This window comes from Rhodothermales bacterium, from assembly GCA_039944855.1.
Classification (GTDB): domain Bacteria; phylum Bacteroidota; class Rhodothermia; order Rhodothermales; family JANQRZ01; genus JBBSMX01.
Map to the genome: position 1 here is coordinate 1 of JBDUXZ010000002.1, position 16,592 is coordinate 16,592.

At 69.5% G+C, this 16,592-nt stretch carries 13 protein-coding genes; 11 read left to right on the forward strand and 2 right to left on the reverse strand.

What is annotated here, in order from left to right:
• Nucleotides 1–2,481, reverse strand: a 2,481-nt coding sequence (locus tag ABJF88_00375; GenBank protein MEP0545365.1) for a hypothetical protein, incomplete at its 3' end; no start/stop codon positions are given.
• A 554-nt stretch (nt 2,482–3,035) separates the two neighbouring features.
• On the opposite strand from ABJF88_00375, the gene ABJF88_00380 reads away from it, so the two are divergent.
• Entirely contained in the window at nt 3,036–3,647 is a 612-nt protein-coding gene (locus ABJF88_00380; GenBank protein MEP0545366.1) for a T9SS type A sorting domain-containing protein, read from the forward strand.
• Here the strand turns inward: ABJF88_00380 and ABJF88_00385 are convergent.
• Entirely contained in the window at nt 3,644–4,294 is a 651-nt protein-coding gene (locus ABJF88_00385) for an MBL fold metallo-hydrolase (GenBank protein MEP0545367.1), read from the reverse strand. The two genes, ABJF88_00380 and ABJF88_00385, sit on opposite strands and share 4 nt — an antisense overlap.
• 100 nt (nt 4,295–4,394) lie before the next feature.
• Between ABJF88_00385 and ABJF88_00390 the strand changes: the two genes are divergently transcribed.
• The 10 genes from ABJF88_00390 to topA all read left to right on the forward strand — a co-directional run bounded on the left by ABJF88_00390 (nt 4,395) and on the right by topA (nt 16,557).
• Nucleotides 4,395–5,660: a metallophosphoesterase gene (locus ABJF88_00390; GenBank protein ID MEP0545368.1), complete on the forward strand. Its 1,266-nt coding sequence runs from the start codon at nt 4,395–4,397 to the stop codon at nt 5,658–5,660.
• Between the two features lie 8 nt (nt 5,661–5,668).
• Entirely contained in the window at nt 5,669–7,282 is a 1,614-nt protein-coding gene (locus ABJF88_00395) for an LptF/LptG family permease (protein ID MEP0545369.1), read from the forward strand.
• Between the two features lie 90 nt (nt 7,283–7,372).
• Nucleotides 7,373–8,047 carry a 16S rRNA (cytidine(1402)-2'-O)-methyltransferase gene (rsmI, locus tag ABJF88_00400; GenBank protein ID MEP0545370.1) on the forward strand — a complete coding sequence of 225 codons (675 nt, stop codon included), beginning with the start codon at nt 7,373–7,375 and terminating at the stop codon, nt 8,045–8,047.
• Nucleotides 8,048–8,095: 48 nt separating this feature from the next.
• Nucleotides 8,096–8,638 carry a thioredoxin gene (locus ABJF88_00405; protein ID MEP0545371.1) on the forward strand — a complete coding sequence of 181 codons (543 nt, stop codon included), beginning with the start codon at nt 8,096–8,098 and terminating at the stop codon, nt 8,636–8,638.
• 6 nt (nt 8,639–8,644) lie between these two features.
• A complete protein-coding gene (locus tag ABJF88_00410; protein ID MEP0545372.1) occupies nt 8,645–8,980 on the forward strand; it encodes a hypothetical protein in 336 nt (111 codons plus the stop codon).
• Between the two features lie 85 nt (nt 8,981–9,065).
• Entirely contained in the window at nt 9,066–10,412 is a 1,347-nt protein-coding gene (locus ABJF88_00415; protein MEP0545373.1) for an alpha/beta hydrolase, read from the forward strand.
• A gap of 143 nt (nt 10,413–10,555) precedes the next feature.
• Complete coding sequence (locus ABJF88_00420; protein MEP0545374.1) at nt 10,556–13,447, forward strand: DUF2723 domain-containing protein; 2,892 nt, start codon at nt 10,556–10,558, stop codon at nt 13,445–13,447.
• A 76-nt stretch (nt 13,448–13,523) separates the two neighbouring features.
• A complete protein-coding gene (locus ABJF88_00425; GenBank protein MEP0545375.1) occupies nt 13,524–13,982 on the forward strand; it encodes a hypothetical protein in 459 nt (152 codons plus the stop codon).
• 10 nt (nt 13,983–13,992) lie between these two features.
• Complete coding sequence (ybeY, locus tag ABJF88_00430; protein MEP0545376.1) at nt 13,993–14,457, forward strand: rRNA maturation RNase YbeY; 465 nt, start codon at nt 13,993–13,995, stop codon at nt 14,455–14,457.
• 60 nt (nt 14,458–14,517) lie between these two features.
• Nucleotides 14,518–16,557: a type I DNA topoisomerase gene (gene topA, locus ABJF88_00435; protein MEP0545377.1), complete on the forward strand. Its 2,040-nt coding sequence runs from the start codon at nt 14,518–14,520 to the stop codon at nt 16,555–16,557.
• Nucleotides 16,558–16,592: the final 35 nt, after the last annotated feature.

A 16,592-nucleotide genomic window follows, 5' to 3' on the forward strand; every position in this document is an offset into this window, starting at 1 on the left:
GAAGAGCCACAGCGCGAGGGTGTAGTCCCCGGCCGCGACGTCGAGGTCCTGCTCGATCCCCGTGTTGAGCGGGCCGTTCCCGGAGCCGAGCACGACGTACCAGTCGCCGGTGCGGGCGAAGTCGGGGCCGCCGGCGGGGGGGCCGAAGATGGGGTTGCCGCCGAGGTAGGCGCCGTTGGTCGGGGTCCAGAACGTCGTGACGCGGCCGCCCTCGAACGAGGGGTCCGCCACGATCCCGCCGCGATAGCTCGCAACGGAAGTGCTCGTCGGCGAAGCGGGCACGCTGGAGCCGTCGAAGGCTACCAGGGCTTCCGCACCGGCGCGGGTTGGGGCGAGCGCCGAGGTCGGAGCCGGACCCGCCGGGTCGGCCTCGGCCACCGACGCGGTGTACGCCAGCGGGCCGGCCCCCGTGTTCGAGAGCGTCAACGTCGCCGTTTCGACGTCGCCCGCCTCGATGGTGATGTCGAGTTCTTCCGGGTCCACCGACGCGATCCCGCTCGGCGTGTTATCCCGCGCCCGGAACAGGTAGACCCCGCCGCCGGCGTCGACGGCGACGACGAGGTCGCCCTGCGCGTCCACGTCCGTCATCCGGTCGGACGAGATCACGGCGGACGTTTCGACCGGGCTCGACGGGTCGGTCACGTCGTACTGCCGGAGGCCGAAGCCTTCGTCGGCGATGTATGCGAAGCCCTGCGAATACGCGACGCCGCTCGCGATCCCTGCGATAGCGCCCGTGCCGAGGCTCTGCGGCATCGTCGGGTCAGAGACGTCGACCACGTTGAGCCCGACCTGCCCATCGGCGAGGTAGGCGCGGTTGCCGTTCAGATCGACCGACGAGAGGAAGCCGCCCACCATGTTCGTGTTGAGCTGCGCCATCGCCTCCGGGTCTGATACGTCGACCGTCACGAGGCCGCCGCCGAAGGTGGCGACGTACGCGACGTCGTCCCGCACCTGCACCCCGAATGCGTTGCTGTTCGGGTTGAAGTTGTCGAGGATGCTGAAGCTGCCCGGCTCCGCGATGTCGACGGAGATGAATTGGAAGAAGCCGTTCGCGATGAACGCCACGTCGCCCGCGAGGTCGATCCCGAAGGACTGGCTGCCCGTCGTGAAGGTGTCGAGCGCGACGGGACTCGTCGGGTCCGACACGTCGAACCGCGTGAGGCCCGTGCCCGGCGCCCCGGTCCGATCCACGACGTAGGCGATCCCGTCGCGCACGTCGGAGCCCGAGGTGTTCGGGAGCGCGTCCGCCCGGCCGACAATCTCGGCGTTCTCGGGGTCGGAGATGTCGATGATCCGGTACTCGCCGATGAGGTCGGCGACGTAGGCGTAGTCGCCGTCGACGTGGACTTTGAAGGAGAACCCGCCGTTCTGGATGAGCGCGATCTCTTCGGGGGCCGAGAGGCTCGTCACGTCGATCACGCGGACGCCGTCGAAGCGGTTGCCGACGTAGGCCGTGTCACCAGCGCGAACGACGCTCTGGCCCGAGCCGGTGTTGCTGAACGGCACGGAGCCGATCTCGTCAATCGCCGTGGGATCGGTGATGTCCAGCACGACGAGGCCGGCTTCGCTGGCAACGAACGCCATCGTGCCGTCGAGTTGGATGCCGCGCACCTGGCTGCTCGCGATCCCGAACGTCCCGACCTGGGTCGGTGCGGCGGGGTTCGTCACGTCGAGGGCCGTGAGCCCAAACCCGTTGCTGAGCACGTAGGCGATGCCGTCCGCGTAGGCCACGTTCGTAGCGAAACCGGTTGTGGTGAACGAGCCGAGTACGCTCGGGCTCTCCGGGTTCGTGACGTCGACGGTGCGGAAGCCGGCGTTGCCACCCGAGATGTACGCCGTCGTGCCGGAAACGGCCACCTTGAGGACCGACGCGCCGGAGACGGGGAGCGTCGTCACCCGCGTCGGCGCGGCGGGGTCCGAGACGTCGTACACGCTGAGGCCGGCCGTCGACGCCCCGACGTAGGCGTAATCCCCGCTCACGGCGACGCCGAAGGCCGTCTGCCCGAGCGCCTCCCCGACCACGGTGAGGTCCGCCGGATCGGAGATATCGACGATGCGAAGCCCGGCGCCGGCGGGAAAGTTGGACCGCGACGAGACGACGTACGCGAGGTCGCCCGCGATCTGCACGTCTTGCACGACCGACTGCTCGGCGAGGATGCGGCTGAGCAGCACGGGCGCCGCCGGATCCGACACGTCGAGCGCTTCGAAGTAGCCTCCGTTCGAGCGGTAGAGCACGTCGCCGACGACAGCGATGCCACGCGTTTCTCCAGCGGCGAGGTGCTTGATGAGCGTGAGGTCATCGCCGCTGCGGGACCGGAAGGTTCCGGCCGCCGCGCCGTCATTCAAGAGGGCATGGGGAGCGGTTTCCGGAGCAATGATGGCTTCGCCGGTCTCCGGGTGGAGCCGTTGTGCCTGAGCCTGCGACGGGGCCGCCAAGCACAGCAGTAGACCTAGCGTGAGGAAGTAGCGGGAGAAGGGCATAAGGGCAAGAGGTGAGTTGGGATAGGAGTCGCCGCACGATACCTCTCAACTCCCCTAATGTCTTCACACGAATCCCACATACACGACAATTTCAAAGAAGACGGCAGCGGCGAACTGCCCGGCTAGACTTCCTCCATGTAGACGCTCGTCCCTGCCCGCCAACCCTTTGGCCAATACTCATTAATTCACAATGAGTAATGGAATGCATCAGGTTTGAATATTGAGCCCGGACCCTCCGCTTCGCATCGGATCGCTTGAATTTCTGGGTAGTCTTTAGCCACCCACCTCGCCCCATTTATTTCCGGGGCACGGTGCGCCGATGCTCTTAGCAGCCCCCCACCGGCTGCGGAGCATTACCCACCCGACGCGCCACCCACCACACCCCCACGATGCGGACTTCCCTCCGCCGAGCCCTCTGCTCGGCCCTATTGATTTATGCCCCCGCTGTAACCGCCCAACTCGGCCCTCACTTCTCGGACTGTATCGATCCCACTGGCCAGAACGCCTCCCTCATCCTCCCGCGTGACGCAGTCATCACCGTCTCCCCAGACTCGGTGGCCATCGATCCCGTCGCTTCCGACGACGAACTCGCCGTCCTCACCCCCGAAGGGGCCTGCGCCGGCACACTCACGTGGGACGCGGAGATGAACGCCACAGCGATGGCCGTGTGGGAAGACAACCCGGTGACGGCGCTCAAAGACGGCTTCGTCCCCGGCGACACGCTGCGGTACGGCCTGTGGGATGCCTCGTCCGGCCGCGAAGTCCAAGGATCGGTCGTCCGGTACGAACCCTACGCCGACCCCTCCGGCATCTTCTCCCCGGAGGCGGTGTATTTCGTCGCCGAGCTCGCATTCGGCGAGACGATGGTCGCCACCGGCGATGACGAGGCGCCCGAGTTCGCCTTCACGTTCGAGCCGAACTACCCCAACCCGTTCGCCACGAGCACGACGTTCCGGTACGCTATTCCCGAGACCACCCACGTCCGCCTCGAGGTCTACGACCTCCTCGGCCGCCGCGTCGCGACGCTCGCCGACGAGGACGCGCTGCCGGGGTGGCACGAGCGGCGCTTCGACGCCGACGGACTCGCGAATGGTGCCTACATCGCGCGCCTCACGGCCGGTACTCACTCCGATACGCAGCGAATCACACTTCTTCGCGGGCGCTAACGCACCGCGCCGGTGTCCGCGAGAAACGGGTTCGTCCGCCGCTCGTGGCCGACCGTCGTGGACGGCCCGTGGCCGGAGTACACGACCGTGTCGTCGGGCAGCGTCAGCAACTGGGACTGGATCGCGTTGAGGAGCGTCGGCATTGAGCCCTGCCACAGATCGGTCCGGCCGATCGAGCCCTGGAAGAGCGCATCGCCGCTGACGACGAAGCCGTTCGCAGCGTCGTAGAAGCTGACGGAGCCGGGCGAGTGGCCGGGCGTGTGGCGGATCTGCCACGTCGCGTTCCCGAACTGGATCGGCTCGCCCGCTTCGAGTGAGGCGTCGGGCGTCGGCGGCCGCTCCAGTTCGACGCCGAACATCCGCGCTTGCAGTTCGGCGCCTTCGAGGAGCGGGAGATCGGCGGCGTGGAGCTTCCACGTCATCCCGAACTGCCGGGCGAAGAAGGCGCAGCCGAGGATGTGGTCGATGTGGGCGTGCGTGAGGAGGAGGTGGCGGATGGTGAGGCCGTTGCGCGTGATGTAGTCGAGCACGGTCTGCTTCTCGGCCTCGGTCGCGGTGCCGGGGTCGATGAGTACGGCGTCGCCCGCGTCGTGGCAGACGTAGCAATTCTCGGCGAAGGGGCTAACGACGAAGGGTTTGACGGTCATGGATCGGGGGTCCGGATGCGGGCTGTAAATATCGTGTGGGGGCGGGGTGCCGGGTGAACCGGCGTGTGCCCGCCGCGTTCGGGGTGCCATGCGGATTCTTTTGCCCATCGCTCTTCTCTCGCTCGCGGCCCTGCTCGTGGACACGTACGTCTACCGCAACTGGCGGCGCTTCGCGATTCGGCGACCGCGCGCCCGGTGGACGCTGCCCGTCTACCGCGCGCTGATGGCCGCGATGCCGCTCGTGCTCCCGCTCTATTTCTCGCTCTCGAACTGGTGGGCGGTGGAGCCGAAGGCGGTGCGGTTCGTCATCGTCGGGCTGTGGCTGACGTGGTACGTGCCGAAGGGGGTGATCGCCGCCGCGCTCGCGCTCAAAGACTTTGGGCGGTTCGCGATGTGGCTGTTCGCGTGGTTCAAGCGCCAGCCCGCGCTCGTGCCCGCCGGTGGGGCTGCGGAAGACCGCCTCGAGCCGCTCGACCTCACGGACATGAAGCGGATCAGCCGGGGCGAGTTCCTCCGGCAGATGGGCTGGACGGCGGCGAGCGTCCCGTTCGTGTTCGTCGGCTACAGCGTCTTCCGCGGGCTCTACGACTTCGACGTTCGGCGCGTGGACGTGCCGATCCCCGGCCTGCCGCGCGCGTTCGACGGCCTCCGCATCGCGCAGCTCTCCGACCTCCACGCCGGCAGCCTGTTCTCCGCGAAGCCGATGGAGGAGGCCGTGGACCTCGTCCTCGCAGAAAAACCCGACCTCGTCGCGATCACGGGCGACTACGTCAACCACGACGCTGCCGAAGCTCCGATCCTCCTCCCCGCCCTCGACCGGCTGCGCGCCCCGCTCGGCGTCTTCGGCTCGCTCGGCAACCACGACCACTACGCCGACGTGCGCGACGTGGCCCGCCGCGTGAACGCGACCGCCGTCGACCTCCTCGTGAACGACGGCCGCACGCTCGCCGTGGACGGGGCGCGACTGCACGTCGTCGGCACGGACAACACCGGCTTCGGGCAGCGCCACGGCGACCTCGGTGCGGCGATGCGAAGCGTCCGCCCGAACGGCGACGACGCGACGGTGCTGCTCGCGCACGACCCAACGTTCTGGGACAACACCGTCCGCCCGAGCGGCCACGCCGTCGACCTCACGCTCGCGGGGCACACGCACGGCGGGCAGGTCGGCTTCGAGTTCGGGCCGGCGCGGTGGAGTCTCGCGCGTGTGATGTACCCGCGCTGGGCCGGGCTCTACGGCGAGCCGCTCACACCAGACGGCGACGGCCGGCAGTTCCTCTACGTGAACCGGGGGCTCGGGACGGTCGGCCCGCCGGTGCGGCTGGGCATCCGGCCGGAAATCACGATCTTGACGCTGCGCCGCGTGTGACGAGCCCTATGAAACGATTGCATCGGATGTTGCTGGCGAACCTGCCGGGGCCGTTTGTCGCGGCCTTCGGGACGCTGCTGTTCCTGCTCCTGATGCAGTTCCTCATCAACTACCTCCCCGAGCTCGTCGGGCGCGGGCTGCCGGCGTCGGTGATCGCGGAGCTGATCGCGTACAGCCTCGCGTACATGGTCGTGCTCGCCGTGCCGATGGCGGTGCTCGTCTCGACGCTCCTCGTGTTCGCGCGGCTGGCGGAGTCGCAGGCGTACGCCGTCGCCAAGAGCGCGGGGATCTCGCTCTTCGGGCTGGCGTGGCCGGTCCTGCTCGCGAGCGTGTTCGTGGCGGGCGCGATGATGGTCTTCAACAACGACGTGCTGCCGGAGGCGAACTACCGGATGAAGGGGCTGTGGCAGGACATCCGCGAGAAGAAGCCCGGCTTCGAGCTGGAGCCCGGCGTGTTCTACGACGGCATCCAGGGCTACGCGATCCGCGTGGCCGACACGCCGGCCGAGTCGAACGCGCTCGACGAGGTGCTGATCTTCGACGAGTCGGAAGCGGGGCAGCGGACGACGATCACGGCCGAGCGCGGCGAGCTCGAAACCCTGCCCGGCGGGAGCGCGCTCCAGATGACGCTCTACGACGGCGAGATCCACCGGCTCGGCCACGTCCGCGACGACGGCCGCCGCACCGAGCGCTACGAGCGCGTCCTCTTCGACCGCCACCGCCTCCGCCTCGACCTCTCCGACCTCGCCTTCGAGCGGCGCGACACCGAGAGCACGTCGCGCAGCGACCGGACGATGCGCACGAGCCAGATGATCGCCCTCGTCGACTCCCTCGACGCGAACGCGGCGGCGCGGACGGCGACGCTCCGCGACCAACTTGCGGCCCTCGGCCGGCCTCCGAACGAGGCGGTGCCGCAGCGCACGACGGCGCTGCCCAACTTCGCCGAGTTGACGCAGCAGCTCGCCGCCCGCAAAGCCGCCGCCACGGGCGAGCCGCTGCCGGACAGCGTCCCAACGACACCGACCGCCTCCCCGTTCACCGCATCGGCCCTCCGCGCCTCCGACGCCGCGAGGGAGACCGCGCCCGATACGCTCGCGGAGTCGCTGACCGATTCGCTCGCAGCGGCCGACACGCTGAGCGCCCCGTCCCGCCCCATCCTCGCCGGGCTCGACGATGCCGGGCAGCAGGCCGTGTACCAACTCGCCGCGCAGCGGATGCGGTCGGTCAAGAGCGAGATCGACGCGGCGCAGAACGCGCTCCGCTGGGAGCGCCAGCGCGCCGACCGCTACCGCGTCGAGATCTACAAGAAGTACTCGATGGCCGTGGCGTGCGTGGTGTTCGTCCTCATCGGCATCCCGCTCGGGCTCTCGGTGCGGCGGGGCGGGCTCGGCGTCGTCGGCACGCTCGCCGTCGGGATCTTCCTGTTCTATTGGATCACGCTCGTGCAGGGCGAGAAGCTGGCCGACCGCGACCTGCTCCAGCCGTGGGTCGGGATGTGGGCGGCGAACGCGCTCATCGGCGGGCTCGGCCTCTACCTCCTCGTCCGGGAGTCGCGCGACCCCGCCTCCCGCGACCCGCTCAAGCGCCTCCTCGCCCGCTTCCGCCCGACGCCGACGCGCTGAGACGAGGACCCGCCGTCCTCACGCAGACGCAGCGTGCTGCGTCTCTACCTTCCCCTCGTCCCGAACCCTTCTCCCTTTATCCTTCACGACGTGCTCGTCCTCGTCCCCACCCCCGTCGGCAACCTCGAAGACGTGACGCTGCGTGCGCTCCGCGTGCTGAAGGAGGCCGCCCTCATCGCCTGCGAGGACACGCGCACGAGCGGCGTCTTCCTCGACCACTACGGCATCGAGACGCCGCGCACGAGCTACCACGACCACAACGAGCGGCAGAAGGCGCCCTACCTCGTCGAGCGGATGCAGGCGGGCGAGACCGTCGCGCTCATCACCGACGCCGGCAGCCCCGGCATCTCCGACCCCGGCTTCTACCTCGTCCGCGAGTGCGTCCGCGCCGGCGTCCGCATCGAGGCCCTCCCCGGCCCGACGGCGTTCGTCCCGGCCCTCACCGCCAGCGGGCTGCCGACGGACCGGTTCGTGTTCGAGGGCTTCCTCCCGCCGAAGAAGGGTCGGCAGACGCGGCTCAAAGAGCTGGCCGAGGACCCGCGCACGCTCGTGCTCTACGAGTCGCCGCACCGCCTCGTGAAGACGCTCGGCCAGCTCGCCGAGCACTTCGGCGCGGACCGGCCGGCGGCCGTGGCTCGGGAACTGACGAAGAAGTTCGAGGAGGTCGAGCGCGGAACGCTCGCCGAACTCGGCGTGTTGTTTGGCGAGCGCGCGAAGGTGCGCGGCGAAATCGTGCTCGTCGTCGGCGGCCGTCCCTCGCCGTGAGCGGTGCGTGCGGACCGTACCTTATCTCCTCCCCCTCTCCCCGCTGCCATGAAGCCGCTCTTTCTCCTGCTCATGCTGGCCCTCGCCTCGGCCCCCGCCGCGTGCGCCCAGTCCACCACGTCCGCGTCCGAAGTCCCCATTTCGCCTGATACCGTTATGACCCGTGCCGAGAAAAGCGTCGCCGACATCGTGCAGACCGACGGCGTCCACATCGTCCACTTCTGGGCCCCGTGGTGCGACAACTCCATCGCCGAACTGCGGAACGGGTGGTACGAACTCGTCGAGCGCCACCCCGACGTGTCGTTCACGTTCGTCACGATCTGGAACGACGGCGAGAGTGGGCGCGAGGCGATGACGCGGTTCGGCCTGCCCGAGCGCGTCGTCGAAGTGACGCAGCCGGACTTCGGCCCGAGCGACGACAAAGCGCAGCGGCGGCGGACGTTTCTCGGCCTCCCCGTCACGTGGATCCCGACGACGTGGGTGTTCCACCAGGGCGGCGAACTCGCCTACGCCTTCAACTACGGTGAGATCGAGATGGAGCAGATCGACCGAGCGATTGCCGGCGCCCGCTCCGACTGGCCGCACGACTGAGCACGAGTGCCTGACTTCGTCGCCACCGTATTCGGGATGTGGCTGGCAGCCGCCATGGGCGTCTCGGTCGCTCTGGTTCTCGACTTCGCTCTGCTCGTCGCTGCGGAGAACCGCCTGCCTTTCGCGCGTAGCTTCGCTCCGGGAGCGATTTGGCTCGTGTACCGGATCGTGTTCAACATCGGCATCATCCTCACGAACGCGACGCTTGTTTTCCTCTTCGCGACAGACGTAGTCCCACTCGCTGACCTGTCACGGGGGACACTCTGGCTGCATATATCGGCCACGGTCCCGGCGTTGTGGTTGGGAGGAGCCGCGTTCATCGCCATGCGGCATTCCCGATAGTGATCCTGTGCTTCGCTGTTACGCTGATGCTCCGGCGCCGGAGGCTACCCTCCCTTCCACGCACGCAGACCCTCGCCTGCCCCCGATGATTCGCTGCCTCCTGCTCGCCCTCCTATGCACAGCGACGGCACACGCTCAACCCTCGACCTCGGCGGTGCCCGACGGGCTGCTCGGACGGTGGGCGGGCGCGAGCATCGAGAACGGGACGCCGCGCCTCTTCGAACTCGCGTTCAGCACGGCCGATGACGGCAGCCTCCGCACCGAACTCACGCTCCCGTACAACGGCTACGACCGCTTCCCCTTCGCCTTCACGTTCACCCCGGGCGGCGCCTACGACGGCGTGCTCACGTCCGACCTCTTCGGCGATGCGATGCGCCTCGTCGTCGATCTCGGCGAAGGGCATCTCCGGGGGACGGTGACCGAGGGCGACTCCGTCACCGCGCGCGTCCACCTCCAGAAAGTCGTCGCCTTCGATCTCCCTCCGATTCGAGTGGAGGATCTCACCTTCACAGCCGGGCGCGATACGCTCGCCGGATCGCTCTTCCTCCCCGTCGGCGCGGCCCGTCCGCCCGCTGTCGTCCTCGTTGCGGGACGGGGCTACGGCGCGCGGAGCGAGATGTCGGGGTGGGCGCGGCTTCTCGCGCGCAACGGCGTCGCGGCCCTCGCCTTCGACGGACGCGGTACGGGCCGTTCGACGGGGGACAGCGACGCAGTGACGGGCGAGGACCGGTTCGACGACGTGCGCGCCGCGCTCGACGCGCTGCACACGCGCGGCGACCTCGGGCCGGTGGGGCTGATGAGCAACAGCGCGGGCGGGTGGATCGTGCCCGGCATGGCGGCGGAGCGCGACGACGTGGCGTTCGTCGTCACCCTCGTCGGGCCGGCCGAGTCGCTCGCCGATCAGCAGGGCCACGTCACGACGGCGTTCATGCGCGCCTCGGGCGAGCGCTTCTCGGAGGCCGAGTACGCCGAGGCGTTCGCGTACCAACGGCAGACCGTCGTCTTCGCGCAGGCCGACGCCGCGTGGGCCGACTTCGAGCGGATCAACGCGCCCGCTCGCGCCGCCCGGTGGTCCGAACACGCGCTCATCCCCGACCGCCTCGACGACGCCGACCTCGACTACTTCCGCCGCCGCCGCGCCTTCGCGGCCCCGCCGTGGGACCGCGTGCGCGTGCCCGTCCTCGCCGTCTACGGCGAAGACGATCCCATCGTCCCGCCCGCCGACAACGTCCCGCGCCTCCGCGCTGCGCTTGCCGCGAACCCCGACGTGACCGTGCTCGTGCTGCCCGGCGCCGACCACTCGCTCGCTCGCCCCGTCGCCACAGTCGGAGAGGGTGCGTGGCCCGACCGCTTTTACCGGCCGTGGACGCGGAGCCCGCTGCTCTTCGACACGCTCGTCGCGTGGTTCGGCGATCGGTTCGGTGCGCCGTAGTGCGCGCGTAATGCAATGACGGCCGGGCGCCGTCGTTTTAGAGGAAGCCGCACGGGATCGGGCGAGGCACGGCCCACGCCGGCCGTATCTTCCCCGATTCGATCCTGTGCGCCCCCGCCTTCTTCGGACCCCGCCCGACTTTCATGAAAGGAACCACGATTGACCGGCTCGTCGCGGCCGGCGTCTTCGTCTACGCCCTCGTCCTCTACCTGATGACCGTCGCGCCGACGGCATCGTTCTGGGACTCCGGCGAGTTCATCGCCATCTCACACGGGCTGCAGGTGTCGCACCCGCCGGGCGCGCCGTTCTACATGCTCGTCGGGCGGCTCTTCTCGATGGTGTTGAGCCCGATCCTCGGGCTGTTCATGGAGACGGGCCACATCGCGGTCGCCGTCAACCTCGTGAGCGTCCTCGCGAGCGCGCTCACGGTGCTGCTGACGCACCTCGTGATCGTCCGCCTCGTGCGGATCTGGCAGGGCACGCCCGATACGTGGTCGCCCGTGGACCGGCTCGCGGCGCTCGGCGGCGGCGTGGTCGGCGCGCTGACGTTCGCGGTGACGGACTCGTTCTGGTTCAACGCCGTCGAGGCCGAGGTCTACGCGATGTCGATGTTCTTCACGGCGATCGTGGTGTGGCTGATCCTGCGGTGGCGTGAGGAGAAGCTCGAAGAGGAGGCCGCGCTCCGCGCCGTAGGCGAGCACCCGTTCGGGCTGAAGTCCGACCGCTACCTCGTCCTCATCGCCTACCTCTTCGGCCTCGCGATCGGCGTCCACCTCCTCAACGTGTTGACGCTGTTCTTCATCGCGCTCGTGGTCTACTTCGCCGACTTCGAGCGGCCGGAGTGGACGGTGCAGAGGCGGTGGATCGGGATCGTCGCGGCGGGCGTCGTGGCGTCGGTGATCTTCCTCTTCATCTACCCCGGCCTCGTGCAGGGGCTGCCGAGCCTCGCCGAGTCGTTCGGGAGCCTGACGATGACCCTCCTCGTCGTAGCCGCGGTGTCGGTCGGCGCGGTGTGGTGGACGCAGACGCGGCGGCGGCCCGTCGGCAACCTCATCGCCATCTCCGTCCTGATGCTGCTCGTCGGGTACTCGACGTATGCCCTCATCTTCATCCGCTCCGCCGCCGACCCGCCGATCGACGAGAACGACCCCGAGACGACGGAGGCGATCGTGTCGTACCTCAAGCGCGAGCAGTACGGCGCGACGCCGCTGCTCAAGGGCGCGACGTACGACAACGCCACGCGGCAGTTCACGCGCGACGAGAAGTTCTTCCCCCGCCGCTGGTCGCCGATGCCGCAGCACATCCAGACGTATGCGCAGTTCGACTCCGACGCCGAGTTCTTCTGGAAGTACCAGGTCGGCCACATGTACGCGCGCTACTTCCTGTGGAACTTCGTCGGCAAGACGTCGGACCTGCAGGATGCGCAATGGACGAGCGGGCTCACGCGGACGGCGAGCACGGCCGAGGTCCGTACGCCGAGCGAGCGAGCCAGCTACAACGTCTACTACGGGCTGCCGCTACTGCTCGGCCTCGTCGGGATGATCTTCCACTTCACGCGGGATTGGCGACGGGCGTTCGCCGTGTCGGTGCTGTTCTTCATCACCGGCATCGGGATCATCCTCTACCTCAACCAGACGCCGCTGCAGCCGCGCGAGCGGGATTATTCCTACGTGGCGAGCTTCTTCGCGTACAGCCTGTGGGTGGGGATCGGGGCGACGGGCCTCGTCTCGCTCGTGGCGGGCTCGCTCGCCGAGGCGGGCAAGCGCCGCGGCCTCCAGCTCGGCGCGGCGACGGCCGTGGCGGCGCTCCTCTTCGTGGCCGTGCCGGGGCTGATGCTCGCCGAGAACTACGACGACCACGACCGCTCGGGCCGCTACGTCGCGCCGGACTTCGCGTACAACATGCTGCAGTCGCTCGCGCCGAACGCGATCATCTTCACGAACGGCGACAACGACACGTTTCCGCTGTGGTACCTGCAGGAGGTCGAGGGCGTCCGCCGCGACGTCCGCGTGGCGAACCTCTCGCTGCTGCAGACGCCGTGGTACATCAAGCAGCTCAAGAACCAGTACTCCCGCGACTCGGCGCCCGTCCCGATGACGTTCCCGAACGACCGCGCGGTGGACGACATCCTGCCGGTCCGTTGGGACCCGCGCGAGGTGATGCTGCCCGTGCGCGGGCTCTCGGCTGAGACGCGCGAGCAGCTCGGCAACCCGATTTCCCTCCCGGATTCGATGGTGTGGACCGTGCAGGGCCGGCCCTACGCCCCGGACGTGAACGTGCTCTACGTCAACGACCAGGTCGTGCTCAGCATCCTCGCCGCGAACGCCGCGAACGGGTGGGAGCGCCCGATCTACTTCGCCACGACCGCCGCGCAGGACAGCCAGGTGGACCTCGACGACTACCTCCAGGCCGAGGGCCTCGCCATGCGCGTCGTCCCGATCGAGAACGACGCGATGGGCGGGCGGATCGTGCCCGACGTGCTCGTGGATCGGCTCTCGAAGTTCCGCTTCACGAACCTCGACGACCCCGACGTCTACTTCGACGAGAACATCCGCAACATGATGGACAACTACCGCTCGTCGGTGATCGGCCCGGCCGCGGAGGGGCTCGCCCGGCAGGGGCGGCGGGAGGCGGCGCAGGCGCTCCTCGACCGCGTCGAGGCGGAGATCCCGTTCGAGACGATCCCGCCGGACTTCATCTCGCTCTACACCCTCGCCGAAGCGCATTCCGTGCTCGGCAACAACGACCGCGTGCTCGCCCTCGTCGAGCGCGCCGAGCCGCTCGCGATGGAACAGCTCCAGGCCGCGACGACGCAGCGGGGCATCGAGATCGGCGTGCAGTACTACCAGACGATTCAGTCGCTCTACCTCGACCAGGGCGCGTTCGACCGCGCCGCCACGTTCAGCGGCCAGATCGCCGACGCCCTCGGCGACGAGAACTTCCGGCTCTCGCCCGAGGAGCTCCGGCGGATGTACGAGTCCCGGCTCCCGCGCCCCGCGCCCGCCGAGGCCGAAGCCCCCGCCGGGCAGGGCTGAGCCCCGGCGCTCGACGGACGCCCGCCCGCGCTATCTTCCTCCCGTCCACCCTCCCTCTCCCATCCCAGTGCTCCCCATGCCGTTCACCTTCTCCGACGACGATTTCGACCGCCTCGCCGCCGCCTTCGGCGTCGAACCGAAGCGCGACGGGCCCGTCGTCCGGTTCGAGATGAAAGACGCGGAGAGTGGGCGCCGGCTCGTCCTCGAAATACAGCCCGCCGTCGACCTGCCGGCCGGACTCGCCGACGCCGATGCGCCCACCGGGCTCGTCTCCGTGTACGGGATGAACGCCTTTCTCCAGCTCCAGGGCTGTACCGGCTACATCGCCTCCGAAGAGCTCGGCGAGGCCATCTTCTTCGCGCGCAAGCACGACACGACGAACGGCCTCGTCGTCGAGCGCGGCGCGGGCTGCTCCCTCTACGCGAACGTCGACGATCGCCTGCTGAAGGCGGACTTCACCCAGCTCCCCTCGGAGATCATGATGAGCTCCGTCGCCCTCTCGATGACGGAGACGCTGTTCGGGGACCTGCCGTGAGGGATGCGTGATGGGTGAGGGTGCTGCGATCGAAATCTCCCAGGCGCACCCCGCCCGCTCGCTCGACGAGGCGGCCCTCGCCCGCCTCCTCCAGCACGTCGCCTATGCCGAGGGGTTCGAGCTCCGCTCGCTCGGCGTCGTCCTCGCCGACCACGAGACGGTCCACCGCCTCAACCGCGAGTTCCTCGACCACGACTACGTCACCGACGTGCTCTCGTTCTCGCTCGACGAAGACGCGGCGGCCGAGGGCATCGTCGACGGCGAGGTCTACGTCGACCTCGACACGGCCGCCGAGCGGGCGCCGGAGTTCGGGACGACGTTCGAGGAGGAAGCCCGCCGCTACGTCGTCCACGGCCTGCTCCACCTGATGGGCTACGACGACGCGACCGACGCCGAGCGCGACGCGATGCGCCGGCTCGAAGACACGTATTTAAGAGCGGAAGAACGGACGAGTGGAAGAACGGAAGATTCCTGAATCGACCGTCACGCTCCTTCTTCCCTACTCCCGCTCTTCCCCCCTCCCACTCTTCTGCTCATGCGGCTCCTCATCGTAGAGTCTCCCACGAAGGCTGCTACGCTCGCCGGCACGCTCGGCGCGGCGTACCGCGTGCGCGCCACCGAGGGCCACGTCGCGGACCTGCCGGAGGACGAGTTGGGGATCGACATCGAGGACTCGTTCGAGGCGACGTGGAAGACGGCGAAGGGCAAGCGGAACGTGCTCGCCGCGCTCCGCCGCGACGCTGAGGGGTGCAAGCAGATCCTCCTCGCCACCGACCCCGACCGCGAGGGCGAAGCCATCGCCCGCCACCTCGCCGACGCGCTCGCCCGCACGAAAATCCCCACCGCCCGCGTGTTCTTCCGCGAACTCACGCCTGAAGCTGTCCGCACCGCCGTCGCCCGGCCGCGCTCGCTCGACGCGGACCTCGTGGCCGCACAGCAGGCCCGGCGCGTCGTGGACCGGCTCGTCGGCTACGCCGTCAGTCCCGTGCTCCAGCGCAGCGTCGACAGTCCGAAGCCGCTCTCGGCAGGGCGTGTGCAGACGGCCGCGCTCCGGCTCCTCTGCGAGCGCGAGCGCGCCGTCGCCGACTTCCAGCCCGGCGAGCGGTGGAGCGTGGAAACGGTCTTCCACACGGCCGCGGAGGTCGACTTCCCAGCCCGGCTGCACAAAGCCTACGGGCAGGTGCTCGAAACCGACACGCTCGATCAGGGCGCGGCGTGGCAGCTCGCCGAGGCCGCAAAAGCGAGCCGCTACAGCGTCCGCTCGATCCGCCTCACGACCGACGTACACAAGCCGCCGCCGCCCTTCACCACGGCCGCCCTCCTCCAGTCCGCCTCTGACGTGCTCGGCCTCGAACCGGCCGCGACGATGCGCCTCGCTCAGCAACTCTACGAAGGCATCGAGTTGGAGGACGATGTGCCGTGCGGGCTGCTGACGTATCCCCGGACCGACGGCGTGCACATGGCGAAACCGGCCATCGCGGCGGCCCGCAACGTCATCGCCCGGGATTACGGGACGGCCTATCTCCCGTCGCGGCCCAACAGGCACACCGTCGCGGGGGCCAGCGCGCGCAACGGGCAGGAAGCCCACGAAGCCCTCCGCCCCACCGACTTCGCCCGCTCGCCGAAGAGCGTCCGCAAGTACCTCCGCCCCGAGCAGTACCGGCTGTACGAACTCGTCTACGACCGCGCCGTCGCCAGCCAGATGGCCCCGGCCGTGCTGGAGCGCGCCACGGCGGACGTCGCCGACAGCGGGAACCAGTTCGTCTTCCGCGCCGAGGGCGTCCGCGTCCGCACGCGCGGCTTCCTCCAGTTCGAGGCGGCGCAGCCCGAGGACGCTCCGCTGCCGCCGTCGCTCGAAGAGCGCGAGACCGTGCTGCTCCGCACGATCACGCACGCGCGCCGCGCCACGGTCGCTCCGACGCGCTACACCGAAGCCGGGCTCGTCGGGGCGATGGAGGCCGAGGGCATCGGGCGGCCGAGCACGTACGCCGCCACGCTCGGCACGCTGCGCGAGCGCGGCTACGCGGTCCGCCGCGAGCGCCACCTCCAGCCCACCGACCTCGGCCTCCGCGCCTGCGCCTTCCTTGTCCACCGCTTCCCCGCGCTCTTCGACCTCCGCTTCACCGCACGGATGGAGGCGGGACTCGACGCGATCGCGGCCGGGAAGACGGCGTACCGGCCGATGATGCATGCTTTCTACCACGGCGATCTCCTCCCGGCGCTCCGCTCGCGCGATGCCGCCCCGTCGCTCCCCAACGGGCCCGGCCGCACCGCCGCACGGCGAGGCCCGGCCACCGCCGCCAACGGGGAGCCCGAGTGCGAGCGGTGCGGCAAACCGATGGTCCTCCGCGACGGGCCGCACGGCGCGTTCTACGGCTGCTCCGGCTTCCCGGCGTGCCGGCAGACCCGCTCGTTCGAGCCGCCCGCCCAGACCCGGCCGTGCCCGCGCTGCGGCACCGGCCACATCGTCGAGCGGACGACGAAGCGCGGGCGGCCCTTCGAGGGCTGCTCCGCCTACCCCGCCTGCGACTTCTCGCGGTGGGTCGGCCCCGCTGTCTCCGACTCCGTCAGTTAGTCGCGCCCTTCGCCCGACCCGCTGTCGGATTCACT